Source organism: Halopseudomonas oceani, assembly GCF_002903165.1.
Taxonomy (GTDB): domain Bacteria; phylum Pseudomonadota; class Gammaproteobacteria; order Pseudomonadales; family Pseudomonadaceae; genus Halopseudomonas; species Halopseudomonas oceani.
In genome coordinates, this window is sequence record NZ_PPSK01000008.1 from 18,044 (window position 1) to 40,896 (window position 22,853).

The window sequence follows — 22,853 nt, forward strand, 5'->3', positions numbered from 1 at the left end:
ACCCCGAGAGGTCGTTGCTTAATGGCAAAAGAAGACAGCATTGAAATGGAAGGCACTATCATCGACACACTGCCGAACACCATGTTCCGCGTTGAACTGGAAAATGGCCATGTCGTGACTGCCCACATTTCAGGCAAGATGCGTAAAAACTACATCCGCATCCTGACTGGTGACAAGGTACGTGTTGAGCTGACACCGTATGACCTGACCAAAGGTCGTATCACCTACCGCGCCCGCTGATACCGCCGCACCCCGCCGGGCATCCCTCCTCGCCCGGCTGATCACAACGCCACCCAGATTACATCTCACCCGAGAGCTCGGGTGGGCGTTTTTGCGCCCGACATTTGCACCCTACCGGACATAAAAAAACCCGCTCATGAGAGCGGGTCTTTTCTATTGCGCGGCTTTACTTGCGCGGCATGTACTTGCCGAGCTCCAGCTTGCCGATCGCTGCGCGGTGTACTTCATCCGGACCATCGGCCAGGCGCAGTGTGCGCTGCATTGCGTACATGTTAGCCAGCGGGAAGTCCTCGGACACACCGGCACCACCGTGCATCTGAATGGCGCGATCAATGACGTTCAGCGCAACGTTGGGCGCGACGACCTTGATCTGCGCGATTTCGCTCTTGGCGACCTTGTTGCCCACGGTGTCCATCATATAGGCAGCGTTCAGAGTCAGCAGGCGAGCCTGGTTGATCTCAATGCGCGACTGAGCGATCAGATCGATGTTGCCACCCAGTTGAGCCAGGCGCTTGCCGAAGGCTTCACGCTCGACCGAGCGCTTGCACATCAGATCCAGAGCGCGCTCGGCAGCACCGATGGAGCGCATGCAGTGGTGGATACGACCCGGGCCAAGGCGACCTTGAGCGATTTCGAAGCCGCGGCCCTCACCCAGCAGAACGTTAGAGTAAGGTACGCGGACGTTTTCCAGTACGACCTCAGCGTGGCCGTGCGGTGCGTCGTCATAGCCGAATACCGGCAGCGGGCGGATAACCTTCAGGCCGGGAGCGTCCATCGGCACCAGAATCATGGAGTGCTGCTGGTGGCGAGGTGCATCCGGGTTGGTCAGGCCCATGAAGATCATGACTTTGCAGCGCGGATCACAAGCACCGGAAGTCCACCACTTGCGACCGTTGATGACCCACTCGTCACCTTCGCGGTGCGCGTTGGCCTCCATGTTGGTGGCATCAGAGGAAGCAACACCCGGCTCGGTCATGCCGAAGCAGGAACGGATTTCGCCTGCCAGCAGCGGTTTGAGCCACTTTTCCTTGTGCTCTTCGGAGCCGTAGCGAACGATGGTTTCCATGTTGCCGGTGTCCGGCGCACTGCAGTTAAAGGCTTCGGAAGCCAGGCCGGAGCGGCCCATCAACTCAGCCAGCGGCGCGTATTCCAGGTTTGTCAGGCCAGCACCCAGCTCGGACTCAGGCAGGAACAGGTTCCACAGACCGGCAGCGCGTGCTTTTACCTTCAGCTCTTCGACAATGGCGGTCGGCTGCCAGCGGTCGCCTTCTGCTACCTGCTGGTTAAAGATATGCTCGGCCGGGAACACATGCTCCTGCATGAAGCTGTCCACGCGCTCGCGCAGTTCCTTGACCTTGGGGGAGTATCCGAAATCCATAGTGATTGCCTTCATTTGGTTGGGTATCGACAAAGAAAATGCTAGATGAGGCAAATGGATTTATCTAACCTATTTTTGCCGTGTATTAACATTCATAAGCGATATATACTTGACCCTTCTGCTGAACTGCCTTGTCTCGACGTGAGTCAATTAACTAAAGGAAGTTGCGATGAACCTCAGTAAGGTCGACCTGAATCTGTTCATTGTCTTTGACGCGATCTATACAGAAGCCAATCTGACAAGGGCTGGCCAGATCGTCGGCATCACTCAACCTGCGGTCAGTAACGCTTTGGCGCGCCTGCGCGAAACCTTCAATGACCCGCTGTTTGTGCGTACTGCCCAGGGCATGGTGCCGACACCAATGGCACAGAACATCATCACCCCTGTTCGTAACGCACTGCAGCTGCTGCGTGTTTCAGTGCAGGAAAGTCGCAGTTTCGTGCCTGAACAGGCTACCAAGACGTATCGCATCAGCATGACTGACCTGACCGAGGCGGTCATCCTGCCGCACCTTGCTTCGCGTATTCGGCGCTCGGCGCCGAACATCAATATCGACAGCTTCCTGATCAAGCGCCGCGAAACCACCAAGGAACTCGCGGCCGGCCGTCTTGACTTCGCGATCGACGCGCCGCTGAACACAGACACTCAGGTCCGCCACGTCAAGCTGTTCGAGGATCGCCACGTTTGCGTCATGCGTAAGGGTCATCCTCTGGCCAAGAAAGACAAGATCACCCTGGACGACTACCTTGCACAGTCACATATTCATATTTCCAGCCGCCGCAACGGCCTGGGGCATGTGGATCTGGCACTGGGCAAAATGGGCATTCAGCGCCGTGTGGTCATGCGTTCGCAGCATTACCAGATGGCACCGCTGGTACTGGAGTCGACCGACCTGGTCATGACGGTACATGAGCGTTTCGCGCAACGTCATAATCTACACTGGACGACACTGCCGATCGACGACGTACCGGCCATCGAGACTCACCTGTTTTGGCACGAGAGCACCGACCAGGACCCGGCGAACCGCTGGATGCGCGAGCAGATCATTGAGCTGTCGCAGAAGCTGACGCGCGAACACCAGAAGCTGCGTGAAAGCGCCAAGGCTGCTGCGCAGTAACGGTCTGACAAACAGTAAAAAGGCCTGCTTATGCAGGCCTTTTTACATTAAAAAACGCTCGTAACACTATAAATCAAATAGATATTTCCTCTGCCACGACCGCGGCGCGCGCTGTCTCCATTATCAGTTGCCTAGCCAGAACCCCTAAGGTCATCACTGCCTGTTCAGTTGCCCTGTTCCAGGGAATACCGCAGTTCAAACGCAAGCAGTGATTGAACTGGTCCGAGTTACTGAACACCACGCCCGGTGCAATACTGATGTCGTGCTCCATCGCCCGGTTGAACAGCGTCAGCGTATCCACCCCGCCCGGCAAGCTCAGCCAGAGAATAAAGCCCCCTTTAGGACGCGTGATCTGGGTTCCTTCGGGAAAATACTGCTGAATCGCCAGTTGGAACTGACTTAGATTGGTGCAGTATTCCTGGCGAATATGCCGCAGATGCCGGTCGTATCCGCCGTTCTCCAGATAGGCGGCAACAGCCATCTGGCTAACACTGCAGGCAGACAGCGTGGTAAAGGTCTGCAACTGCTCTATCGCTTGCTGGTAGCGGCGCGTAACCAGCCACCCGGTACGCACGCCGGGTGAAATGGTCTTGGAAAAGCTGGAGCAATAGATCACCGTATCTGAGCAGTCGAACGCCTTAAGCGCCTTGGACTGGCCGTGGTCGAACATCAGCTCGCCGTAGATATCGTCTTCAATGATCGTCAACTGACGCTGGGCCATCATCGCCACCAGCTTGCGTTGGCGCGCTTCGGGCATCGTGGCTCCCATCGGATTACCGGCGCGCGCCGTCAGCACCAGCGCCTTGATCGGCCATTTATCCAGTGCACGTTGCAAGGCTTCCAAACTGAGACCGCTGTCAGGGTCGGTCGGAATCTCGACGACTTTCAGGTCCAGCAGTTGGCAAAGCTGCACCAGCCCGTAATAGCTAGGGGACTCGGTCGCAATCAGATCACCTGGCCGGGTTACCGCCCGTAGCGACAGCTGCAGTGCTTCAACGCAGCCGTTGGTGATCACTACGTTGGCCGGATCGACCATCGCTCCGGCGTCACGCATACGTATCGCAACCTGCCGCCTGAGTGGCTCGTAGCCGGGGCTGAAGGTGTAGCTGAAAGCCTGTTGGCTATGAAAGCGAGTGACCTTGCTCATCTGCTGATGCAGAGCACGCAACGGTAGATAATCGCTGGAGGGCACCGCCGCACCCAGCGGTATTACGCCTTCGCGCCGGGCCTGGGACAGGATCTCGGTAATGATGCTGCTGCGGGTAACCGCGTACGGCGCCTCAACTTTGGCTATCTGCGGGGTTGGCGCAGTCAGTGCCGGCGTTTGGTGGACGTAATAGCCGGATTGCGGACGCGCGTGGATCAGGCCCTGATCCTCCAGGGTCGCATAGGCTTGCAGCACCGTGGCGTGGCTGACGCCTTTCTGAGTGCTCAGCTTGCGAACAGAGGGAACGCGCTCGCCGGGGCGATAGACCCCTTTCTGAATGTCTTCCGCCAGCTGTCGTGCAATTTTCTGATAGAGCAGACTGGTCATGCTGGCGTCCTCCGGCGGGCTTTAACGGGAGCCTAAGAGTAACCTGTGTGACTAAATCCGTAACAGCTACAGATATAGCACAGTTGACCAGTACAGATTCGCTGCCAGGGATCTGTTAGACCCAGGCAGCGTCTTCGCTACTCGGTGACCGGGATCTCGGCAGCCTCGACTGTCGGCTGGAACGGTGCGGCCCAGAGCTGGCGATACTTATCGAGCAGACGACTGGCCTGATTCCGCTGTGCCAGTTCCTGCATACCCAGCGCCAGTGCGGAACGCAGTGCCGGCGAATTGCAGACGGAGTTATGGGAAATTGCCAGGTACAGCGGCGCATTGATGAACGAGCCTTCCAACGTATCCAGTTGCGCATCAACGCCCAGTTGCTGCGCCAGAGCCAGCCCCTGGTAGCGCTCGAGCACGACATAGTCCAGTTGGCCTTTGAGTAGCTTGCGCAGTGCGGACTCGCCGCTGCTCAGTCGCTGCAGTTGCAGGTGATCAGCGGCGTAGGTGTCAAATGACAACCCGAACCGACTGCCCTGCTGCGCTGCGCCGCGTTTGCCCTGCAAGTCCTGCCAACCGCTGTAGGGAAAAGCTGCCCCGCGTCGGACAAAGAACACGCTCGGCACATCCATGATTGGCGGGTACACGAAATCGAGTGAGCGCAACCGCTCTCGCGACAGAAAGACGCCGGCCATTACGTCGACCTGCCCCGCCTCTACCGCCTCAAGCGCCTTTTCACGGGAGCCAAGGTCGAGCAGTTCGACTGCGATACCCGAGTCCTCCAGCGCCAACTGCAACATCTCGACAGCAACACCCGTCAGTTTTTCATCCCCTTCTGGAGCCCAGATCAGAGGTGGGTAGTCCGGGTTACCGGTGACCACGATGCGTTCGCAACTGTTTTCTACCGCTGCCTGGGCAAGCCCGCTTGCCAGCAAGGCGGCCAGAGCGCAAGCGTGTATCACTGAGGAAAGGCAGGTAATGCGAGGTGCCGCTGACTTGAACATATCAATCCCTTGCTGTGAAATCAGAAAGACCTGATTAGAGACTCGCCTTGGAGCACCAGAGTTCAGTCCTCAGGCTGCAACCCCGCTGTGGAATCGGAAGTCAGCATCATCAGCGAGAATAGCCTCGCGCTCAACGTCGGCAAAGCGTGCGACATGCTCATCAATGGGACCGTCTGCGTAGCCCTTGGCCAGCCGCAGATAGTCCTGATAGTGGCGCGCTTCTGACTTTAGCAGCGAACGATAGAAGTCACCCAGCTCTTCATCCAGGTGCGGAGCGAGCTTGGCAAAACGCTCGCATGAGCGCGCTTCGATGAACGCCCCGACAATCAGGGTGTCGATCAGGCGACCAGGCTCGGTGGTACGGACGTGCTGGCGCAGCCGCTGGGCGTAGTGACTGGCCGACAGGCCACGATAGCTAATTCCCCGCTTGGCCATGATCGCTGTAACCTGTTCGAAGTGGCGCAGCTCCTCGCGGGCTAGGCGCGACATCTTCTGCAGCAGATCGGGCTTGTCGACATAGCGGAACATCAGCATCAAGGCGGTAGATGCGGCCTTTTTCTCGCAATTGGCGTGATCTATCAGCAGTATGTCTGGGTGAGCCAGCGCCTGTTCAATCCAGGCATCAGGCGTTCGGCAGGGCAGAAATGCAAGTAGTTCATCGGGCAGCATGGCGTCCGTCACAGGTCGACTCTTTAACGCGACGCAGTATACCCGCTCTGGGTCGCCATCAGCAGCCCGAATAGATCTGGATCAACACAAGCCGGGTAAAAAACAGCTACATTCAGTATAACGGTCACATACGTTAAAAAAATCAAGACAGGGAGAACCGCATGCAAGCCGTCAAGCGCATTCTAGTAGTTATCGACCCAACCCAACAGGAACAGGTTGCACTGACCCGTGCCAGCCTTATTGCGGGCTTTATTGAATGCGAACTGCACCTTCTGGTGTGTGAGGACCGCCAGGATTACAGCGATCTGCTGGCGCGCCTGCGGGTGGAGCAGGATGCCAAGGGCGTTCGCTGCAGTGTCACCCAGGACTGGCACAACAACCTGACTGACACCATCTGCCGAGCGGTTACCCGTGAGGGCTGCGATCTGGTAGTCAAGCAGCATCGTCCGGACAACCCGTTGCGTAAGGCGTTGCTTACCCCCGATGACTGGAAGCTGCTGCGTTACTGCCCTGCCCCAGTGCTGATGGTTAAGAATGGCGACAGTTGGATGAAAGGCAACATACTGGCGGCCGTTGACGTGGGCAATCACGACGATCAGCACCACGTACTGCACGACACCATTGTCAGTCATGCTGCAGACATCGCCGAAATGGTTGGCGGTCAGCTGCATCTGGTCAGTGCGCACCCGGCACCCATGCTCTCGTCCGCTGATCCCGATTACCAGTTGAAAGAACGCATCGCCGCTGACTACCTGGAAAAGGCCGGACAGTACACTGCGCAGTACGGCATCGATTCGGCGCACTTGCATATCGCCGAAGGCCCGGCTGACTTCCTGATTCCGCAGGTTGCTGGCCAGCTAGGTGCCAGTGTCACCGTCATCGGCACCATCGCTCGCAAGGGCATCGCCGGCGCTCTGATCGGCAACACTGCTGAGGTTGTGCTGGATCAACTCAACAGTGACATTCTGGTACTGAAGCCGGAGGACACGCTGGCTCACCTTGAGGCACTGCTGGAGAAGTAAGTAGAGTCTGTCTACGCGACCGGCGGCATTCGCCGGTCGTAATAGGCTTGGGAAAGCGCAAAGAAGGCTTGATCCACGTCATCCCGCAACTGACGGGTTGGCATGCTAACCCACTCCCCTCTCAGCCTGAGACCCGCAGCACCCAACGGTTCGTCCCCAAGTCGGGCAAGCAGCCGCAACACCTTCATGCCCAGCGGCATAGCGGCATCGACAGCTACCTTGTAATACTCAAGCGCCCGGTTCAGCTCCACCGCTGAAACCAGTTCCACCCGAGCCATAATCACCTGCTCAATCAATTGCTCCAGTCGCTGCCAGACGGCCGCCCGGGCATGGGTATCGTAGCGGTTCCAGTCAACAATCTCGTGACTGAAACGCTTGCAGCCACGACAGACCTGATCCCCGTAAACCGTGGAGCACAAGCCCACACAGGGCGTTTTACTGGAATAGGTTGGACGATCCACCATACTGACAACCCGCCTGCGCATGAAACGCGCATGATAAACGACACGCCGTGACAGGCACAGCCATGTGACTCAACCGGGATACAACTGCGTGGCAACTTAACTTTGTGCGTTGCATCCTGTAGAATCAGCCCGCCGTTAGGGCTGTGTTTCAGGCGTTCGCCCGCAACCCGTTACGTATCTGCCACCAGTTACCCAGGTTGCCCCCCACCAATACGGGCAGACGTCTGTAACAGTCTTATTTGTCGGCACACTTTAGGGAAGCACTGAATAACTCCCTTGGCCAAGATGCTTATTCAGTGCTTCCCGGGGTCCGAGAGGATGACCGTTCCACTTCGGTGGAACAGACTGATGAGGGTAATAACTGTGCTTGAAGCCTATCGCAAACACGTTGAAGAGCGCGCCGCTCAGGGCATCGTGCCCCAGCCGCTAAACGCCGAACAAACTGCTGGTCTGGTAGACCTGCTGAAAAACCCGCCGGCAGGTGAAGAAGCGTTTCTGCTTGACCTGCTGACCAACCGCGTCCCGCCGGGCGTTGACGAAGCCGCCTACGTCAAGGCCGGTTTCCTCTCCGCTATCGCCAAGGGCGAAGCCACCTCTCCGCTGCTGACCAAAGAGCGCGCAGTTGAGCTGCTGGGCACCATGCAGGGCGGCTACAACATCGCCACTCTGGTTGAGCTGCTGGATGACGCCGCACTGGCCGCTACTGCCGCGGAACAACTCAAGCACACCCTACTGATGTTTGACGCATTCCACGATGTTGCCGAGAAGGCCAAGGCCGGCAACGCCCACGCTAAGGCAGTCCTGCAGTCCTGGGCTGACGGCGAATGGTTCGTCAACAAGCCAGCTGTTGCTGAGAAGATTTCCCTGACCGTTTTCAAGGTTCCTGGCGAAACCAACACCGACGACCTGTCTCCGGCACCTGACGCCTGGTCTCGCCCGGATATCCCGCTGCACGCTCTGGCAATGCTGAAAATGGCACGTGACGGCATCGAGCCGGTCGAGCCAGGTGCTGTTGGCCCGCTCAAGCAGATCGAAGAAGTTAAAGCCAAGGGCTTCCCGGTTGCTTACGTTGGTGATGTAGTGGGTACCGGTTCTTCCCGCAAGTCCGCCACCAACTCCGTTCTGTGGTTCTTCGGTGATGACATCCCGAACGTTCCGAACAAGCGTGCAGGCGGTTTCTGCTTCGGCTCCAAGATTGCCCCGATCTTCTACAACACCATGGAAGACGCTGGCGCCCTGCCGATCGAGTTTGATTGCACCGACCTGAACATGGGCGACGTTATCGACGTTTACCCCTACGAAGGCAAGGTCTGCAAGCACGGCACTGACGACGTCATCACCACCTTTGAGCTGAAGACTCAGGTGCTGCTGGACGAAGTACGCGCTGGCGGTCGTATCCCGCTGATCATCGGTCGCGGTCTGACCGAGAAGGCTCGCACTGAGCTGGGTCTGGGTACTTCCGACCTGTTCCGCAAACCGGAACAACCGGCAGACACTGGCAAGGGTTATACCCTGGCTCAGAAAATGGTGGGCAAGGCCTGCGGCGTGGAAGGTATTCGCCCCGGTACCTATTGCGAACCGAAAATGACTACCGTTGGTTCTCAGGACACCACCGGCCCGATGACCCGTGACGAGCTGAAAGACCTGGCGTGCCTGGGCTTCTCGGCTGATCTGGTCATGCAGTCTTTCTGCCACACAGCGGCGTATCCGAAACCGATCGACGTGACCACTCACCACACCCTGCCCGACTTCATCCACAACCGTGGTGGTGTTGCGCTGCGTCCGGGTGACGGCATCATCCACAGCTGGTTGAACCGCATGCTGCTGCCCGATACCGTTGGTACCGGTGGTGACTCGCACACCCGCTTCCCGATGGGCATCTCCTTCCCGGCCGGTTCCGGCCTGGTCGCCTTCGCAGCCGCCACCGGCGTCATGCCGCTGGACATGCCGGAATCCGTTCTGGTTCGCTTCAAGGGCGAGATGCAACCTGGCATCACCCTGCGTGACCTGGTTCATGCCATCCCCTACTACGCTATTCAGCAAGGTCTGCTGACCGTCGAGAAGAAAGGCAAGAAGAACATCTTCTCCGGCCGCATTCTCGAGATCGAAGGCCTGGATCACCTGACTGCCGAACAGGCATTCGAGCTGTCCGATGCGTCCGCCGAGCGTTCCGCTGCCGGCTGTACCATCAAGCTGAGCGAAGAGTCGGTTGCCGAGTACCTGAAGTCCAACATCGTCTTGCTGCGCTGGATGATCGCCAACGGCTACCAGGATCCGCGTACGCTGGAGCGTCGTGCTCAGGCGATGGAAGAATGGCTGGCCAATCCGAACCTGATGGCTGCCGATGCTGACGCCGAGTACGCTGCCGTGATCGAAATCGATCTGGCTGACGTCAAGGAGCCGGTACTCTGTGCGCCGAACGACCCGGACGATGCCCGCCTGCTGTCCTCCGTACAGGGCGAGAAGATCGACGAAGTCTTCATCGGCTCGTGCATGACCAACATCGGTCACTTCCGCGCTGCGGGCAAGCTGCTCGAGAAGAATAAGGGCGCTCTGCCGACTCGTCTGTGGCTGGCTCCGCCGACCAAGATGGATCAGTACCAGCTGACCGAAGAAGGCTACTACGGCATCTACGGTAAAGCGGGCGCGCGTATGGAAATGCCGGGTTGCTCGCTGTGCATGGGTAACCAGGCGCGCGTTGCGGCGAAGTCCACCGTTGTCTCCACCTCCACACGGAACTTCCCGAACCGTTTGGGTGATGGCGCTGACGTGTACCTTGCCTCTGCCGAGCTGGCATCGGTTGCGTCCATCCTGGGCCGCCTGCCGACTGTTGAAGAGTACATGGGCTACGCTGCTGATCTGAACAGCATGGCAGCTGATGTCTATCGCTACATGAACTTCAACGAAATCGAGTCCTACCAGAAAGCCGCTGCGTCCATCCCGGTCGCACAGGTCTGATAGCTGACCCGAAAAAAGCCCCGCATTAGCGGGGCTTTTTTTTGCTTGAAATCCCTGTCAGCGCCAGGCTTAGGCGAGCAACGACAGTCCCAATTTCAGCGCTGTTTCGGTCACTGCCTCAACCGGTTGGGCATACCCGGAGGCCATCCAGTACAGCGCAATGTGAATTACCCCACCCAGGATTCCAGCCTGCAGCATTTCGTCAAAATGCTCACCAGGATGTGCCAGTGCCCGAGTCATGTCTTCACTACTGGCTTTCAGCGCCTGATCGATCGCCTCGTCTACCGCAGGGCTGATGCCGCGAATATCAATGAACAACAGACGCGCGAGCTTGGGGTTGTCACGCAGAAAGCTGAAATAGGCGTGCAGCATCGCCCGGCTTCGGGCCATTCGATCTTCACCGGCGGCTTGCGCTGCGGCCATATTGAGCTCTCGTACCTGACGAGCTGCCTGCTCGTAACAGGCAATCAGCAACTCATCACTGTGCCCGAATGATTCGTAGAAGTAACGCTGGGTCAGGCCTGCAGCATCACATACCTGCTTGACGCCGGAGTGACGGTACCCAAACTCACCATAGACCTGGGTCGCAGCGTCGATAAGTTGCTGACGTCGCAACGCCCTGCGCTCCTCGGTAGAGGAACCACGATAACGACGTTTGACGGTAGTAGCTGTATTCATGCAATGAATTCTGACAATAGGGATTGCCAAAGCATATATGACAATCTAGATTGTCACCACTACCCACGTGACGGGACACCACAATGACACAAGAACAACAAGCATTTGAACCTGTACCACTGGATGTACTAATCATCGGCGCGGGGCTATCCGGCATAGGCGCGGCCCATGCGCTCAGCGCTCAGTGCCCAGACAAGCGTTATCTGATTCTTGAGCGCCGCCAGGCCATCGGGGGAACTTGGGACCTGTTTCGCTATCCTGGCATCCGCTCCGATTCGGACATGTACACCCTAAGCTACAGCTACAAGCCCTGGACCAACCGCAAGTCTATCGCTGACGGACCTGACATCAAGCGCTACATCGAAGAGATCGCCGAAGACTCAGGTGCAATTCACAACATACGATTCCAGCGCCGCGTGGTCTCTGCAAACTGGTCCAGCGAGCGAGCACGGTGGGAGGTTGTTGCCGTTACTACCGACGCGTCCGGTCAGGAGCAGGAAGAACATTACCAGGCCCGCTTCCTGTTCTCCTGTTCAGGCTACTACAGCTACGATGAAGGTTACCGGCCGCAATTCCCCAACGAAAATGCATTCAAGGGGCAGATTATTCACCCGCAGTTCTGGCCGGAAAACCTCGACTACAGCGGTAAGCGGGTGATCGTTATTGGTAGCGGCGCGACAGCGGTTACGCTGGTTCCGGCAATGGCCAAAACGGCCGCTCACGTCACCATGCTTCAGCGCACCCCCAGTTATGTGGTAACGCGCCCGCAGCGCGACGGTATCGCCCAGACGTTGCAAAAATGGATGCCATTGCAGGCTGCTCACTCGCTGACCCGCTGGAAGAACGTGTTTTTGACCCAATTCTTTTATCGCGTCGCTCGCAACCGTCCCGAGCAGTTCAAAGAACGCGTGCTACACATGGTCAAGACCCAGATTGGCGATGTCGATATGAAGCACTTCACCCCTGACTACAAGCCATGGGATCAGCGCGTCTGCGCGGTGCCGGATGGCGACCTGTTCCGCGATGTGCGGGCCGGCCGTGCCAGTGTTGTGACCGATACCATCGATAGCTTTACCGAAACCGGCATTCGTCTGAGCTCCGGCGAGGAGCTTGAGGCCGACATCATCGTGACGGCAACCGGCCTCAAGGTGAATGCCCTGGGTGATGTGACCGTCTCGGTTGATGGCGCCCCCATGCTGTTCAACGAGCGCATGTCCTATAAGGGCATGATGCTCAGTGATGTGCCGAATATGATCGTCACCTTCGGCTATACCAATGCGTCCTGGACCCTGAAAGCCGAATTGACGGCCAACTATGCTTGCCGTCTGCTGCGCTACATGGACAAACATAACTACCGCGAGGCCGTGGTACGCCGCGATGCGTCGGTGCAGGAGCAGCCTTTCCTTGACTTCACCTCCGGCTATGTTCAGCGCGCTGCCAACGTGTTGCCGAAACAGGGAGATCGTGCGCCGTGGCAATTGCACCAGAACTACCTGAAGGACAAGTTCACCATCCAGTACGGCCGTATCGATGACGGCGTAATGCAGTTTCAATAATAAGGAAAACGAACGAAATGCAGACCAAAGATCGTGTAGCGGTGCTCACCGGAGCCGGCAGCGGCATCGGCCGTGCGCTGGCCAATGCTCTGGCACGCAGTGGTTGTAACCTGGCGCTGGCGGACCTTAATCAGGACTCATTGGCCGAAACGGCAACGCAAGCGCGGGCGATGGGCGTTCGCGTAAGCGAGCATCCGCTCGACGTCTCGGACCGTGCAGCTGTTGCGGCCTTGCCAGCCGCAGTCATTGCCGAGCACGGCAGTGTGGACCTGCTGATCAACAACGCGGGGGTTGCTCTGGGGGGCAACTTCGACCAGGTCAGCGTCGAGAACTTCGACTGGCTGATGTCAATCAACTTCGACGCGGTTGTTACCATGTGCCGGGCATTCTTGCCGCTACTGAAACAGCGACCAGAGGCCCGTATCGTCAATGTTTCGAGCCTGTTTGGGCTGATCACCCCAGCGGGCCAGACCGCTTACTGCGCGAGCAAGTTTGCGGTCCGTGGTTTCTCCAACGCGCTGCGCCTTGAACTGCTCGACAGCAACGTAGGCGTGACCGTGGTTCACCCTGGCGGCGTTGCGACCTCCATTGCCACCAGCGCACGTTCACCCGAAACTGTCAGCGAGGCCGAAAAGCAGCAGAAGCTGGACAGAGCCAACCGCCTGCTGCGCATGCCGCCGCCCAAGGCTGCCCAGATCATCCTCAAGGGTATTGAGCGTGACAAGGCACGTGTGCTGGTCGGCAACGACGCCCGTATCCTGTCCTGGCTGGAACGGCTGATGCCCGTCAACTACTGGCGTTTGCTGGCGGGGCTGGCCACCAAAGACGCATAAGCACTCACCTGACGCAAAGGATCTCAACGTGAACTATCTGTTCAGTTTTCTGCTGATTGCACTGCTGCTGGGTATTGCCGGGCTGTACCTGTATACCCTGTTCATCGCCAAGCGGGTCGAGTTGGGCCTGCCGCCTGAAGGCAGCTTCGTTACCGTGATGGGTAATCGTATTCACTATATCGAGCAGGGCAGTGGGCCGGATACCATTCTGCTGATTCACGGCCTGAGCGGGGTCGCCCAGAACTTCGGTTATGGTGTGATTGATGCGCTGGCTAAAACGCATCGAGTGGTCGCCATTGATCGCCCTGGCAGCGGCTATTCAGAGCGCCCTGCCCGCTCCTCTGCCTCTCTTGCAGTGCAGGCGGATGTGGTTGCAGGTGTCATTGATGCGCTGCAACTCGGCAAGCCGCTGCTGGTTGGCCACTCACTGGGAGGTGCAGTCTCTCTGGCTACCGCACTGCGTCATCCAGACAAGGTCCGCGGACTGGCGCTGGTCGCGCCGTTAACCCACATGCCGAGCAAGATTTCCGACGCCTTCAACGGCTTTGCCATTCGCCAACCGTGGTTGCGCACACTGGTGGGCTGGACGCTCGCCGTTCCCATGTCGATTCGTAAGCGCGAGCAGATCATGGATATCGTGTTTGGGCCGGAAACGGTGCCGGCGGACTTCCCGATGCGCGGCGGCGGCTTCCTGGGCCTGCGTCCAAGCCACTTTATCGCAGCCTCGACAGACATGAACGCATTGGAGGCTGTGTTGCCGTTGATGCAGCTGCGCTATGACGATCTACAACTGCCGATTGGCGTGCTGTATGGGCGTCAGGATCGTATTCTCGACCCGGCCGAGCAGGGCCAGGCATTGGCTGATCGTTTGTCGGTTGTTGAGTTGGAACTTGTGGACGGTGGTCACATGCTGCCGGTTACCCAACCGGAAATCACGATCGACTTCATCTTGCGCCAACTTCAGCGTCAACAGGCGGCTTGATCAAAAAGGGGCGTTCAGGCGCCCCTTCTCGTGTCGTGACCCAGGTCACAGGTTCCCGGGTCAGTCTGAACCCCTCCCGCCCTCCCCAGTCACATCTACTGTGTTTACTGAAGGAGGAAAGCCCCAATGAAACACTGGAAAGTCGCCACGCTAGGTATTCTCGGCCTGTTCATTCTTGCCGGCTGTGGCAATGACTACCTGGTACGCACCAGCGATGGCCAGGTTATGGAAGCGGAAGACAAACCCCAGATTGACGAAGAAACCGGCATGATCGAGTTTGAGGATGCGACCGATCGTGACCGGCAGATGAAGCAGGAAGACGTCGAAGAGATCATCGAGCGCTGAGCACATACTTCGGCCAGCAAAAAGGGCTGCATAGCAGCCCTTTTTTGTGCCCGCACAGCAGGCAATTGACCGCGGCTGGCATTACCACCGATAGCTGAGCGATGCGGTTACGTTACGCCCTTCGCCCCAATAGCAGCTCATCGCTGAGATACAGGTCGATATGTACTCCCGGTCGGTCAGGTTGTTGGCGCTGAGCTGCAACGATACCCCCGGCTCACCTGTCAGCGCGCGCAAATCATAGCTGACGGCCGCATCGAACAGGGTCGCCGCATCACTTTTGTAGTTGTTTGCAGTCTCGCCGTAGGAGGCCCCGAGGTAGCGCGCCCCCGCCCCCATGCCCAATCCTTTAAGCAGCCCGTCCTGCAGGCGGTAATCCAGCCACAGACTGCCCTGCTGTTTCGGCACGAACGGCTGCTGATTGCCCTCGATGGCTGCGTTCCCGTCGCGGGTGATCTCGCTGTCTGTCCAGGCCCAGGAAGCGATTGCCTGCATCCTTTGGGTGACTTCCATCTTGCCTTCCAGCTCGATGCCCTGGATCTCCACCTCTCCTGTTTGTGAGCGCTGGTTGGTCACCAGGTCACGGGTAAGCACATCCTGTTGCGTCAAACGATAGGCAGACAGGGTAAACAGACTCCGGCTACCGACGGGCTGGTAGCGCAGGCCCAGCTCATACTGCTCGCCCTCAGTCGGCTTTAGCGCCTCTCCGTCGTCGCCGGTACCGGCTGTCGGAGCAAATGACCGGGTGTAGCCAACGTAAGGTGCCAGGCCATTATCAAAGCTGTAAACCAGTCCGGCTCGACCACTGAACGCTTCATCATCCTGCTTGACGCTGGTTCGGGTTCCACCCAGGTAGTCAGTCACGTCGTTATCAGCCTTGGCGACATCGTATCGTCCGGCGAGCTGAACGCTCCAGGCGTGCCATTGGATTTCGTCCTGCAGATAGAGCCCAACCTGATAACGGTCCTGGTCCCGCCTGGTGGTCAAGGGTGGTTCTATCGCGTCCCCTGTATATTGCAGTGTCGTCAGGTCGATAGGGCTGACGCTCAGACCGCTGAAATGTTCATCATAGCGGCCCTCCTCACGCTGGTAGTCGAGACCGAGCAGCAGGCGGTGTTCAACGTCGCCGAGCTGCACCGCCGCCATTGCCTGGTTGTCAATCGTCAGAGCGCGGCTCTGCTCCGGAAACGCCCAGGCGTAACGAACCAGACTGTTGCCTGACAGCATGTAGCCCTGAACGCGTCGGGTGTCGGTATCCACATCGCTCAGTCGCAGATTCTGGCGCAGGGTCCAGGTGTCGTTGAGCTGATGCTCCAACTCATAACCGAGCAAGAACTGTTCGTTCACGAAGTGATCATAGCCGGGCTCGCCGATAAAGGTATCCGGCCCAAGCTTGCCCCAGCCGGCGCCGCCATACAGCGTACCCAGAGCAGGCAGCGCCGGTGGCGCGCCACCACCGTCAGCATCAATCTTTTGATAATGTGCAAGCAGCGTCAGGCGCGTACTGTCGCTGACCTGCCACATGAGCGACGGAGCGAGCAACGTCCGCTCCTCACCGACATGGTCCACTTGGGAGTCGGCTTCCCGGCCGAGGCCAACAACGCGATAGGCAACAGAGCCCTGCTCGTTCACGTCACCCCCCAGGTCAAACGCCAGCTCGCGATGATTATGGCTACCATACTGCAGCCGCAGTTCGTTGTCGGCTCCGGTTCCTGGACGCTTGCTGATCATATTGAGCAGGCCGCCCGGCAGGCTTTGGCCGTACAGCACCGAAGCCGGCCCTTTCAGCACTTCAACGCGTTCCAGCAGGTAAGGATCAATACGCGGCTGCGCATATCCCAGCACGCCGTAGGGCAGGCGCAGTCCGTCCATGAACCGGCCCGGATTGAAACCACGGACCGACAGCCAGTCGTGGCGCATATCGGTATTACCGTACTGGCTGACGACCCCCGGCGTGTATTGCAAAGCCTGGGTGACATCCCCTGCCCCGCGTGCCTCGATTTCCTCTCGAGTAACGACGTTTACGGCCTGGGCATTCTGCAGAATGCTTGTGCCTGTCTTCGAGGCCGTAGCGCTGTTTTCGGCCACAATGCTAGCGGCGGGCAACAGCGGGTTCTGCCCCGAGCGCTCGGCGGTCACCTCCAGTACCCTCAGCATTGTGCTGCCAGCGCTGACGGACTGGATCAGGTACACACCACCACCCAGATCCTTTGCGTAAAGTCCGCTACCTTCCAGCAACCGAGCAAATCCGGCACCGACGCTGAAGTCACCAACCAGCGCTGGAGCGCGCAATGCGCCAATCTGTGTGGCGTTAAACTGAACGCTTACGCCTGCCTGCCTGGCGAAGTCAGTCAGCGCTGCGCCGAGACTGCCAGCAACAAGCTCATAGTGCCGGGTCGGTGCGACCGATGGATCGGCCAGTGCCGTTCCCGGAACCAACGCACCGAGGGTGATGGCCAGTGCCAGCGGCGCGATGCGCACGGGTGCCGCTACTACTGCGCTGGCGTTAAAGCGTGTATTCATTCAGGGACTCCTTGAAAGCGATCTGTGCTGTAGTCCCTGTTAAAGACACGCGAGTTAAAAAAAGGGGACAACTCGCGGGTGAGGCAGCCTAGGCAGAGGCTACCGATACCCAGTAACGGGTACGGTAAATCACTCTGACCGGAAGGCTATGCGGCAAGCTGGCCAATACCTGATCGGTGTTATCCAACTGAAATGCTCCGCTGACCGGCAAGCCGGCGATGCTTTCCTCGCAGCGCAGAAGCCCTGGACGGTATCGCCCCAACTCGGCGAGGAAGCGCCCAAGCGGCAGGCTATCGGCAATCAGCAGCCCTTCTGACCAGTCAGCACCATGCGGATCGACGGGTTGAGGCATGGCAGCATCCGCGCTGTTGAAGCGCAATTGCTGACCAGCCTGGATCAGCGCGCGGCGCTCGCTGCCGCGCGGCTCAATTTCGACCGCGCCGTCAAATACCTGAACCAGCGTGCTTTCGCGCTGCTGCCGCACAACGAAGCGCGTACCCAGCGCGCGGACACTGCCATGACGTGTTGTGACCCGCAGCGGACGAGACTGGCCAGCCGCCTGCAGTGGATCCGCACCACTGTCGACCAGCACTTCACCACGGTGCAGGCGAATAAGCCGCTGCAGCCGGTTAAAGCGAACATCCAGCGCGGTATCGGTGTTCAGCGTCAGTTCACTTCCATCGTTTAGTGTGATCAAGCGCTGCTCACCAGTGCGGGTGCTGTAATCTGCCCGCCATTCACGCCACGGCAGAGCCTGATAGCCTGCCACGCCTGCCGGCAAGACAGTCATCAGCAGCACCAGCGACTTGATAGCGCGGCGACGCGACAACTCAGTGCGCTCTCCCAGCACGGCCATCCCCAGCTGCGGGGGGAGCAAGCCAAACTTGTCGTTAACCTGCTGCGCACGACGCCAGGCCTGCTCGTGCTGCTCGCTGCGGGCGCGCCATTGCGCGAGCTCGGCAACCAGTTGCTGGTCATGCGGCGTGTCGTGCCAGCGAACAAGCCATTGCGCCGCTTCACGGATTACGGCACGGTCCTGCGATTCGTGTGGTTGGCCAGAAATCAGGGGGTCAGCAGTATGCATTGCTCGTAGGCCTCCGCCATGTCACGTTTGATGGTACGCACGCTCACGCCGAGCTTTGTGGCGATCTGAGCGTAAGTCAGCCCTTCCAGCTGGGCCAAGAGAAATACACGGCGCGCCCGCGCAGACAGGCCGTCCAGCAAGGCGTCAATTTCGTGCAGAGTCTGCAGCATCACCGCCTGAACTTCCGGTGACGGAACCTGCGGCTCCGGCAGGCTTGCAAGCGTCTGCAACCAGGCTTGCTCAAGAGCGCGACGACGTAGATGATTGGACAGCAGCCGCCCGGCGACTGTGCGCAAAAACGCCCGTGGTTCCTGAATTGAATCCCGGGGCGCACGCTCCCGTGCCGTCAACACTCTCAGGAAGGTGTCCTGAGCGAGGTCGGACGCATCGTGCAAACAGCCAATACGCTGACGCAGCCAACCCACCAGCCAGCGATTGTGCTCTGCGTAAAGTGCTCCGCACTCGCTCCTTGCCTGCTCTCCTGCCACAATAACGCTCCCGACGGCATTAATGAGAATAATTCTCATTGTAGAGTGGCGAGTCGCTAGATGCAACGCCTTCCATGCAGTCCGTCGGCGCAGTGCAACTCGTCGCTTCGCAATGCTGGCAGTGCAGCTGAGGCGGGGATAAAATGCGCGGTTTCCAACGAATGGCAGTCCATGCCACCGCTCCGTGAGGTCCCTGATGTCCACCCCGTCCAACGCGCCCAAAGTTGGCTTCGTCTCCCTCGGCTGTCCTAAGGCACTGGTTGACTCCGAACGCATTCTGACCCAGCTGCGCACCGAAGGTTATCAGGTGGTTCCCACCTACGAAGATGCCGACGTGGTGGTCGTTAATACCTGTGGTTTTATCGATACCGCCAAAGCCGAGTCGCTGGACGCTATTGGCGAGGCCATCGCCGAGAACGGCCGGGTGATCGTCACCGGTTGCATGGGCGTTGAAGAAACCGCAATCCGCGACGTACACCCAAGCGTGCTTGCGGTAACAGGTCCGCAACAGTATGAACAGGTAGTCAGCGCGGTGCATGAGGTGGTTCCGCCGAAACAGGATCACAACCCGCTGATCGACCTGGTACCCCCGCAAGGCGTCAAGCTGACGCCCCGCCACTACGCTTACCTGAAAATTTCCGAAGGCTGCAATCACAGCTGCAGCTTCTGCATCATTCCGTCGATGCGCGGCAAACTGGTCAGCCGGCCGGTTGGTGAAGTACTCAGCGAAGCCGAGCGTCTGGCCAAGGCCGGTGTTAAGGAAGTGCTGGTTATCTCCCAGGACACCAGCGCCTACGGCGTCGACATCAAGTACCGCACCGGTTTCTGGAACGGCCGCCCGGTTAAATCACGCATGACCGAGATGTGCGAAGCGCTCAGTGAACTGGGCGTATGGGTACGCCTGCACTACGTCTACCCGTATCCGCATGTGGATGAGCTGATCCCGCTAATGGCCGAGGGCAAGATCCTGCCGTATCTGGATATCCCCTTCCAGCACGCCAGTCCCAAAGTGCTCAAAGCGATGAAGCGCCCTGCATTTGAAGACAAGACCCTTGCGCGCATCAAGCAGTGGCGCGAAATTTGCCCCGAGCTGACCATCCGCTCGACCTTTATTGTCGGTTTCCCGGGCGAAACCGAAGAGGATTTCCAGTACCTGCTCGATTGGCTGACCGAAGCCCAGCTCGACCGCGTTGGCTGCTTCAAGTACTCGCCCGTCGACGGTGCACCCGCCAACGACCTGGGCCTGGAGCCCGTACCGGAAGACGTGCAGCAGGATCGTTGGGAGCGCTTCATGGCGCACCAGCAGGCGATCTCCACTGCACGTTTGCAACAAAAGATTGGCAAGACCATTCAGGTGATCATCGACGAAGTAGACGACGAAGGCCCGATTGGTCGCTCGATGGCGGACGCGCCGGAAATCGACGGCAACGTCTATCTCGATACCGACGAAGATCTGAAGCCGGGAGACATCGTCACCGTTGTTGTGACCGACGCCGACGAGTACGACCTCTGGGCGCAGCTGGCCTGACCCCACGCTAAACGGTCATCGCGCCTCAGCCGGCGACCGCTTCCCCCCTGCTTTCCCTTGCGATACCGACACGGAGCCCGTCATGAGCGCGACACCCAGCAAGCTAGGTTTTAACGCGACCTGGGCAATGGCCGTTGGCGGCATGATTGGCGGCGGTATCTTCTCCACACTGGGCGTTGTAGTCGGCATCGCCGGCGCGCTCGCCTGGCTTAGCTTCGTGGCTGCGGGAGTAATCGCTCTTGCAGCCGGTTACAGCTACGTCAAGTTGGCGGCGCATTACAACCGTGGTGGAGGCGCCTTTACCTTCCTGCTCGCGATCAACCAGCGCAACTTTGCCGGTACCCTGGCATGGGTTCTGATCGTCGGCTACGTGCTGACCAACGCGGTGTACGCCGTTACCTTCGGTGAGTATCTCGGTCATGTGATCGGACTTGGGCCTTGGGTGCCGAGGGTTACCGGCATCGCCATCATTGCCCTGTTCATTTTGCTGAACCTGCGTGGCGTTGGGGTTGCTGGCGGCGTGGAAATACTGCTGGTCTGGTTCAAGGTCATCGCCCTGCTCGGCCTTGCCAGTTGGGGCCTGATTCACTGGGACCCGCCGGCGTTATCGCGCGGCGTACCGGAGGCAAACCTGCTTGCTGCGCTGTTCGGTGCAGCCTCGGTGTTCATGGCATACGAGGGCTTTCAGCTACTCACGTACGATTACGAGGACATCGATAACCCCAAGCGCACACTGCCGCTAGCGGTGTTGTCGGCTATTGTCGTCGTCATATTGATCTATGTGACAGTGGCCCTTGGCACCACCATGTTGATCGGTGCCGATCAGGTGATTGCGCATAAAGAGGTTGCACTGGCCATCGCTGGAGAAAAGGCTTTTGGCACGGTTGGGCTGGTACTGGTTACCATCGCAGCGGCGTTCTCGACCGGCTCGGCCATCAATGCCACGCTGTTTGCAACAGCTCGGCTCGCCCACCGGGTAGCGACCGATGGTGAGTTGCCTGCTGCAGTAGACCACCACAACCGCCTGGGCGTGCCGGACCGAGCAGTCGTCGGCCTGGGCGTCATTGCCGCGGTACTGGTCGCTACAGGATCGCTGATCGCGCTGGTCGAAGCGGCCAGCCTGACCTTCCTGTTTACCTTTGCCGTGGTCTGTACACTGGCCTTTCGCCTCGGCGCGGGCCACCGCCTGATCACCGGCTTTGGCGCCCTGGCCGGCGCACTAGCCTGTATCGCGCTGGTGGTTCAACTGCTGCAAAGCGACCCGCTGGCTCTGGTCTTTCTCGGCGTGCTGGTGGTCATCGCGCTGTTCGGTCGCCCGCTGCTGCTGCGCAAGCTGGGCACCCGTCAGCCGTAGCCGTTTCAATCTAGCAGTTGGCGCTGTTCATACAGCTGCTGCCAGTGCTCGCCCGGCTTGCTGCTGACTTCGGTATCAAAGTAGTGACGCACGCGGCGGCGGTCCTGCGGGTTATCCTTCAATGCTGCGCCAATGATGAAGTGCAGCAGATCCTCGGGTGCCATCTTGCCATCGCGGTAGTACCAGGCGTACACCATCAGTGCGTGAGCGACGGCTACCGCTTCAGCGGTAGACATGACCGCTGCGGCCAGGCGGTCGGTACTTCGGCCACTCAGCGTCTGACCGTTGCGTAGTTCATGAAACACCGTCACCAGCATCTCCAGTATGGCTGGATCTGCGGTCATCTCTACCCCTGACTGACGCGCCAGCAGACCGGCTTCGCGCTGGACGATATCCAGTTCGGCATCCAGGTCGTCGATAGGCTCAATGGTTTCGAAGTTAAGACGTCGCTTCAGCGCTGCGCTCATATCGAACAGGCCACGGTCGAGCGAGTTGGAGGTGGCAATGACGTTGAACCCCTCACGGGCGTAGAGCACGCCGTCTTCTCCCTGCAACTCTGGTATCTGCAACTGCCGCTCCGACAGAATCGACAGCAAGGCATCCTGCACCAGCTGCGGACAGCGGGCCAGCTCTTCAAAGCGCACCAGCTTGCCCTGCTCCATACCGAGGAACAAAGCCCCCGGGATCAATGCTTCACGACAGGGTCCGAGCTTATCCAGCAAACTGGTGTTCCAGTCGTAGATCAATTGCCGGTAATGCGAAATGGTGCCGCCCTGAATGGTCAGACGCGATTGCCCCGAGACACCGCAGGCAATCAATTCGGACAGCCATGATTTGGCCGTCCCCGGTTCCCCGATCAGCATTGCCCCACGGTTGGTTGCCAGCGATACGATTACCCGGCTGACCATTTCTCGCGGCGCAACGAACTTGCGCTCAATCCCCAACGCGTCATTACCCAGCACAAAGTGCTCAATTGCGGTTGGCGACAGCAACCAGCCCGGCGGCACTGGCCCCTGGTCCCATTGCTGCAACTTGACCAGTTGATCATGGAAACGATCTTCTGCGGCGGGCCGCTGGATGGCCTTGTCTTTCATGTCCTATC

20 protein-coding genes are annotated in these 22,853 nt (G+C 58.9%); 10 read left to right on the forward strand and 10 right to left on the reverse strand.

Annotation, left to right across the window (positions count from 1 at the left end):
- Positions 1–21 precede the first annotated feature (21 nt).
- Complete coding sequence (gene infA, locus C1949_RS09870) at positions 22–240, forward strand: translation initiation factor IF-1 (RefSeq protein WP_080050557.1); 219 nt, start codon at positions 22–24, stop codon at positions 238–240.
- A gap of 166 nt (positions 241–406) precedes the next feature.
- On the opposite strand, the gene C1949_RS09875 is transcribed toward infA, so the two are convergent.
- Positions 407–1,618: an acyl-CoA dehydrogenase gene (locus tag C1949_RS09875; RefSeq protein ID WP_104738321.1), complete on the reverse strand. Its 1,212-nt coding sequence runs from the start codon at positions 1,616–1,618 to the stop codon at positions 407–409.
- Positions 1,619–1,787: 169 nt separating this feature from the next.
- Here C1949_RS09875 and C1949_RS09880 point away from each other — a divergent pair, with 169 nt between their 5' ends.
- Positions 1,788–2,735, forward strand: coding sequence for a LysR family transcriptional regulator (locus C1949_RS09880; RefSeq protein ID WP_104738322.1), 948 nt, complete (start codon positions 1,788–1,790; stop codon positions 2,733–2,735).
- Positions 2,736–2,808: 73 nt separating this feature from the next.
- On the opposite strand, the gene C1949_RS09885 is transcribed toward C1949_RS09880, so the two are convergent.
- The 3 genes from C1949_RS09885 to C1949_RS09895 form a co-directional block, all read right to left on the reverse strand.
- The gene (locus C1949_RS09885; protein ID WP_104738323.1) at positions 2,809–4,269 is read right to left on the reverse strand and encodes an aminotransferase-like domain-containing protein; all 1,461 of its coding nucleotides are present in this window, start codon (positions 4,267–4,269) and stop codon (positions 2,809–2,811) included.
- Between the two features lie 137 nt (positions 4,270–4,406).
- Positions 4,407–5,270 carry a substrate-binding periplasmic protein gene (locus C1949_RS09890; RefSeq protein ID WP_104738324.1) on the reverse strand — a complete coding sequence of 288 codons (864 nt, stop codon included), beginning with the start codon at positions 5,268–5,270 and terminating at the stop codon, positions 4,407–4,409.
- Positions 5,271–5,339: 69 nt separating this feature from the next.
- On the reverse strand, positions 5,340–5,939 hold the full coding sequence (locus C1949_RS09895) for a MiaE family protein (RefSeq protein ID WP_104738428.1): 600 nt from the start codon (positions 5,937–5,939) through the stop codon (positions 5,340–5,342).
- 161 nt (positions 5,940–6,100) lie between these two features.
- Between C1949_RS09895 and C1949_RS09900 the strand changes: the two genes are divergently transcribed.
- Positions 6,101–6,961: a universal stress protein gene (locus C1949_RS09900; RefSeq protein WP_104738325.1), complete on the forward strand. Its 861-nt coding sequence runs from the start codon at positions 6,101–6,103 to the stop codon at positions 6,959–6,961.
- A gap of 11 nt (positions 6,962–6,972) precedes the next feature.
- Here C1949_RS09900 and C1949_RS09905 read toward each other — a convergent pair whose 3' ends face one another.
- Positions 6,973–7,446: a DUF1289 domain-containing protein gene (locus C1949_RS09905; protein WP_104738326.1), complete on the reverse strand. Its 474-nt coding sequence runs from the start codon at positions 7,444–7,446 to the stop codon at positions 6,973–6,975.
- A gap of 342 nt (positions 7,447–7,788) precedes the next feature.
- Here C1949_RS09905 and acnB point away from each other — a divergent pair, with 342 nt between their 5' ends.
- Positions 7,789–10,383 (forward strand): bifunctional aconitate hydratase 2/2-methylisocitrate dehydratase, encoded by a 2,595-nt coding sequence (gene acnB, locus C1949_RS09910; RefSeq protein ID WP_104738327.1) that lies wholly within the window; start codon positions 7,789–7,791, stop codon positions 10,381–10,383.
- 69 nt (positions 10,384–10,452) lie between these two features.
- Here acnB and C1949_RS09915 read toward each other — a convergent pair whose 3' ends face one another.
- The gene (locus C1949_RS09915; protein ID WP_104738328.1) at positions 10,453–11,061 is read right to left on the reverse strand and encodes a TetR/AcrR family transcriptional regulator; all 609 of its coding nucleotides are present in this window, start codon (positions 11,059–11,061) and stop codon (positions 10,453–10,455) included.
- A gap of 83 nt (positions 11,062–11,144) precedes the next feature.
- On the opposite strand from C1949_RS09915, the gene C1949_RS09920 reads away from it, so the two are divergent.
- From C1949_RS09920 to C1949_RS09935, 4 genes are all read left to right on the forward strand, one after another.
- Positions 11,145–12,617 (forward strand): flavin-containing monooxygenase, encoded by a 1,473-nt coding sequence (locus C1949_RS09920; RefSeq protein ID WP_104738329.1) that lies wholly within the window; start codon positions 11,145–11,147, stop codon positions 12,615–12,617.
- A 17-nt stretch (positions 12,618–12,634) separates the two neighbouring features.
- Positions 12,635–13,450 carry an SDR family NAD(P)-dependent oxidoreductase gene (locus C1949_RS09925; protein WP_104738330.1) on the forward strand — a complete coding sequence of 272 codons (816 nt, stop codon included), beginning with the start codon at positions 12,635–12,637 and terminating at the stop codon, positions 13,448–13,450.
- 28 nt (positions 13,451–13,478) lie between these two features.
- Positions 13,479–14,432, forward strand: a complete 954-nt coding sequence (locus tag C1949_RS09930; RefSeq protein WP_104738331.1) for an alpha/beta fold hydrolase — start codon at positions 13,479–13,481, stop codon at positions 14,430–14,432.
- A 126-nt stretch (positions 14,433–14,558) separates the two neighbouring features.
- Entirely contained in the window at positions 14,559–14,777 is a 219-nt protein-coding gene (locus tag C1949_RS09935; protein ID WP_104738332.1) for a YgdI/YgdR family lipoprotein, read from the forward strand.
- Positions 14,778–14,858: 81 nt separating this feature from the next.
- Here the strand turns inward: C1949_RS09935 and C1949_RS09940 are convergent, their stop codons facing one another.
- The 3 genes from C1949_RS09940 to C1949_RS09950 form a co-directional block, all read right to left on the reverse strand.
- Entirely contained in the window at positions 14,859–17,297 is a 2,439-nt protein-coding gene (locus tag C1949_RS09940; protein WP_104738333.1) for a TonB-dependent siderophore receptor, read from the reverse strand.
- An 88-nt stretch (positions 17,298–17,385) separates the two neighbouring features.
- Positions 17,386–18,381, reverse strand: a complete 996-nt coding sequence (locus C1949_RS09945; protein WP_104738334.1) for a FecR domain-containing protein — start codon at positions 18,379–18,381, stop codon at positions 17,386–17,388.
- Entirely contained in the window at positions 18,360–18,869 is a 510-nt protein-coding gene (locus C1949_RS09950) for a sigma-70 family RNA polymerase sigma factor (RefSeq protein WP_229744378.1), read from the reverse strand. Before C1949_RS09950 ends, C1949_RS09945 begins: the two co-directional genes overlap by 22 nt.
- Positions 18,870–19,065: 196 nt before the next feature.
- On the opposite strand from C1949_RS09950, the gene rimO reads away from it, so the two are divergent.
- Positions 19,066–20,397, forward strand: a complete 1,332-nt coding sequence (gene rimO / locus C1949_RS09955; RefSeq protein WP_104738336.1) for a 30S ribosomal protein S12 methylthiotransferase RimO — start codon at positions 19,066–19,068, stop codon at positions 20,395–20,397.
- An 82-nt stretch (positions 20,398–20,479) separates the two neighbouring features.
- Positions 20,480–21,751, forward strand: coding sequence for an APC family permease (locus C1949_RS09960; RefSeq protein WP_104738337.1), 1,272 nt, complete (start codon positions 20,480–20,482; stop codon positions 21,749–21,751).
- 5 nt (positions 21,752–21,756) lie between these two features.
- Here C1949_RS09960 and C1949_RS09965 read toward each other — a convergent pair whose 3' ends face one another.
- On the reverse strand, positions 21,757–22,845 hold the full coding sequence (locus C1949_RS09965; RefSeq protein ID WP_104738338.1) for an ATP-binding protein: 1,089 nt from the start codon (positions 22,843–22,845) through the stop codon (positions 21,757–21,759).
- Between the last annotated feature and the right edge of the window lie 8 nt (positions 22,846–22,853).

Excerpts from the sequence above, each read along its gene's own strand:
- C1949_RS09890 (WP_104738324.1), bottom strand. The coding sequence starts at position 5,270 with ATGTTCAAGTCAGCGGCACCTCGCATTACCTGCCTTTCCTCAGTGATA.
- C1949_RS09885 (WP_104738323.1), bottom strand. The coding sequence starts at position 4,269 with ATGACCAGTCTGCTCTATCAGAAAATTGCACGACAGCTGGCGGAAGAC.
- infA (WP_080050557.1), top strand. The coding sequence starts at position 22 with ATGGCAAAAGAAGACAGCATTGAAATGGAAGGCACTATCATCGACACA.
- C1949_RS09920 (WP_104738329.1), top strand. The coding sequence starts at position 11,145 with ATGACACAAGAACAACAAGCATTTGAACCTGTACCACTGGATGTACTA.
- C1949_RS09940 (WP_104738333.1), bottom strand. The coding sequence starts at position 17,297 with ATGAATACACGCTTTAACGCCAGCGCAGTAGTAGCGGCACCCGTGCGC.
- rimO (WP_104738336.1), top strand. The coding sequence starts at position 19,066 with ATGTCCACCCCGTCCAACGCGCCCAAAGTTGGCTTCGTCTCCCTCGGC.
- C1949_RS09895 (WP_104738428.1), bottom strand. The coding sequence starts at position 5,939 with ATGCTGCCCGATGAACTACTTGCATTTCTGCCCTGCCGAACGCCTGAT.
- C1949_RS09935 (WP_104738332.1), top strand. The coding sequence starts at position 14,559 with ATGAAACACTGGAAAGTCGCCACGCTAGGTATTCTCGGCCTGTTCATT.
- C1949_RS09945 (WP_104738334.1), bottom strand. The coding sequence starts at position 18,381 with ATGCATACTGCTGACCCCCTGATTTCTGGCCAACCACACGAATCGCAG.
- C1949_RS09900 (WP_104738325.1), top strand. The coding sequence starts at position 6,101 with ATGCAAGCCGTCAAGCGCATTCTAGTAGTTATCGACCCAACCCAACAG.
- C1949_RS09965 (WP_104738338.1), bottom strand. The coding sequence starts at position 22,845 with ATGAAAGACAAGGCCATCCAGCGGCCCGCCGCAGAAGATCGTTTCCAT.
- C1949_RS09875 (WP_104738321.1), bottom strand. The coding sequence starts at position 1,618 with ATGGATTTCGGATACTCCCCCAAGGTCAAGGAACTGCGCGAGCGCGTG.
- C1949_RS09960 (WP_104738337.1), top strand. The coding sequence starts at position 20,480 with ATGAGCGCGACACCCAGCAAGCTAGGTTTTAACGCGACCTGGGCAATG.
- C1949_RS09915 (WP_104738328.1), bottom strand. The coding sequence starts at position 11,061 with ATGAATACAGCTACTACCGTCAAACGTCGTTATCGTGGTTCCTCTACC.
- C1949_RS09905 (WP_104738326.1), bottom strand. The coding sequence starts at position 7,446 with ATGCGCAGGCGGGTTGTCAGTATGGTGGATCGTCCAACCTATTCCAGT.
- C1949_RS09880 (WP_104738322.1), top strand. The coding sequence starts at position 1,788 with ATGAACCTCAGTAAGGTCGACCTGAATCTGTTCATTGTCTTTGACGCG.
- C1949_RS09925 (WP_104738330.1), top strand. The coding sequence starts at position 12,635 with ATGCAGACCAAAGATCGTGTAGCGGTGCTCACCGGAGCCGGCAGCGGC.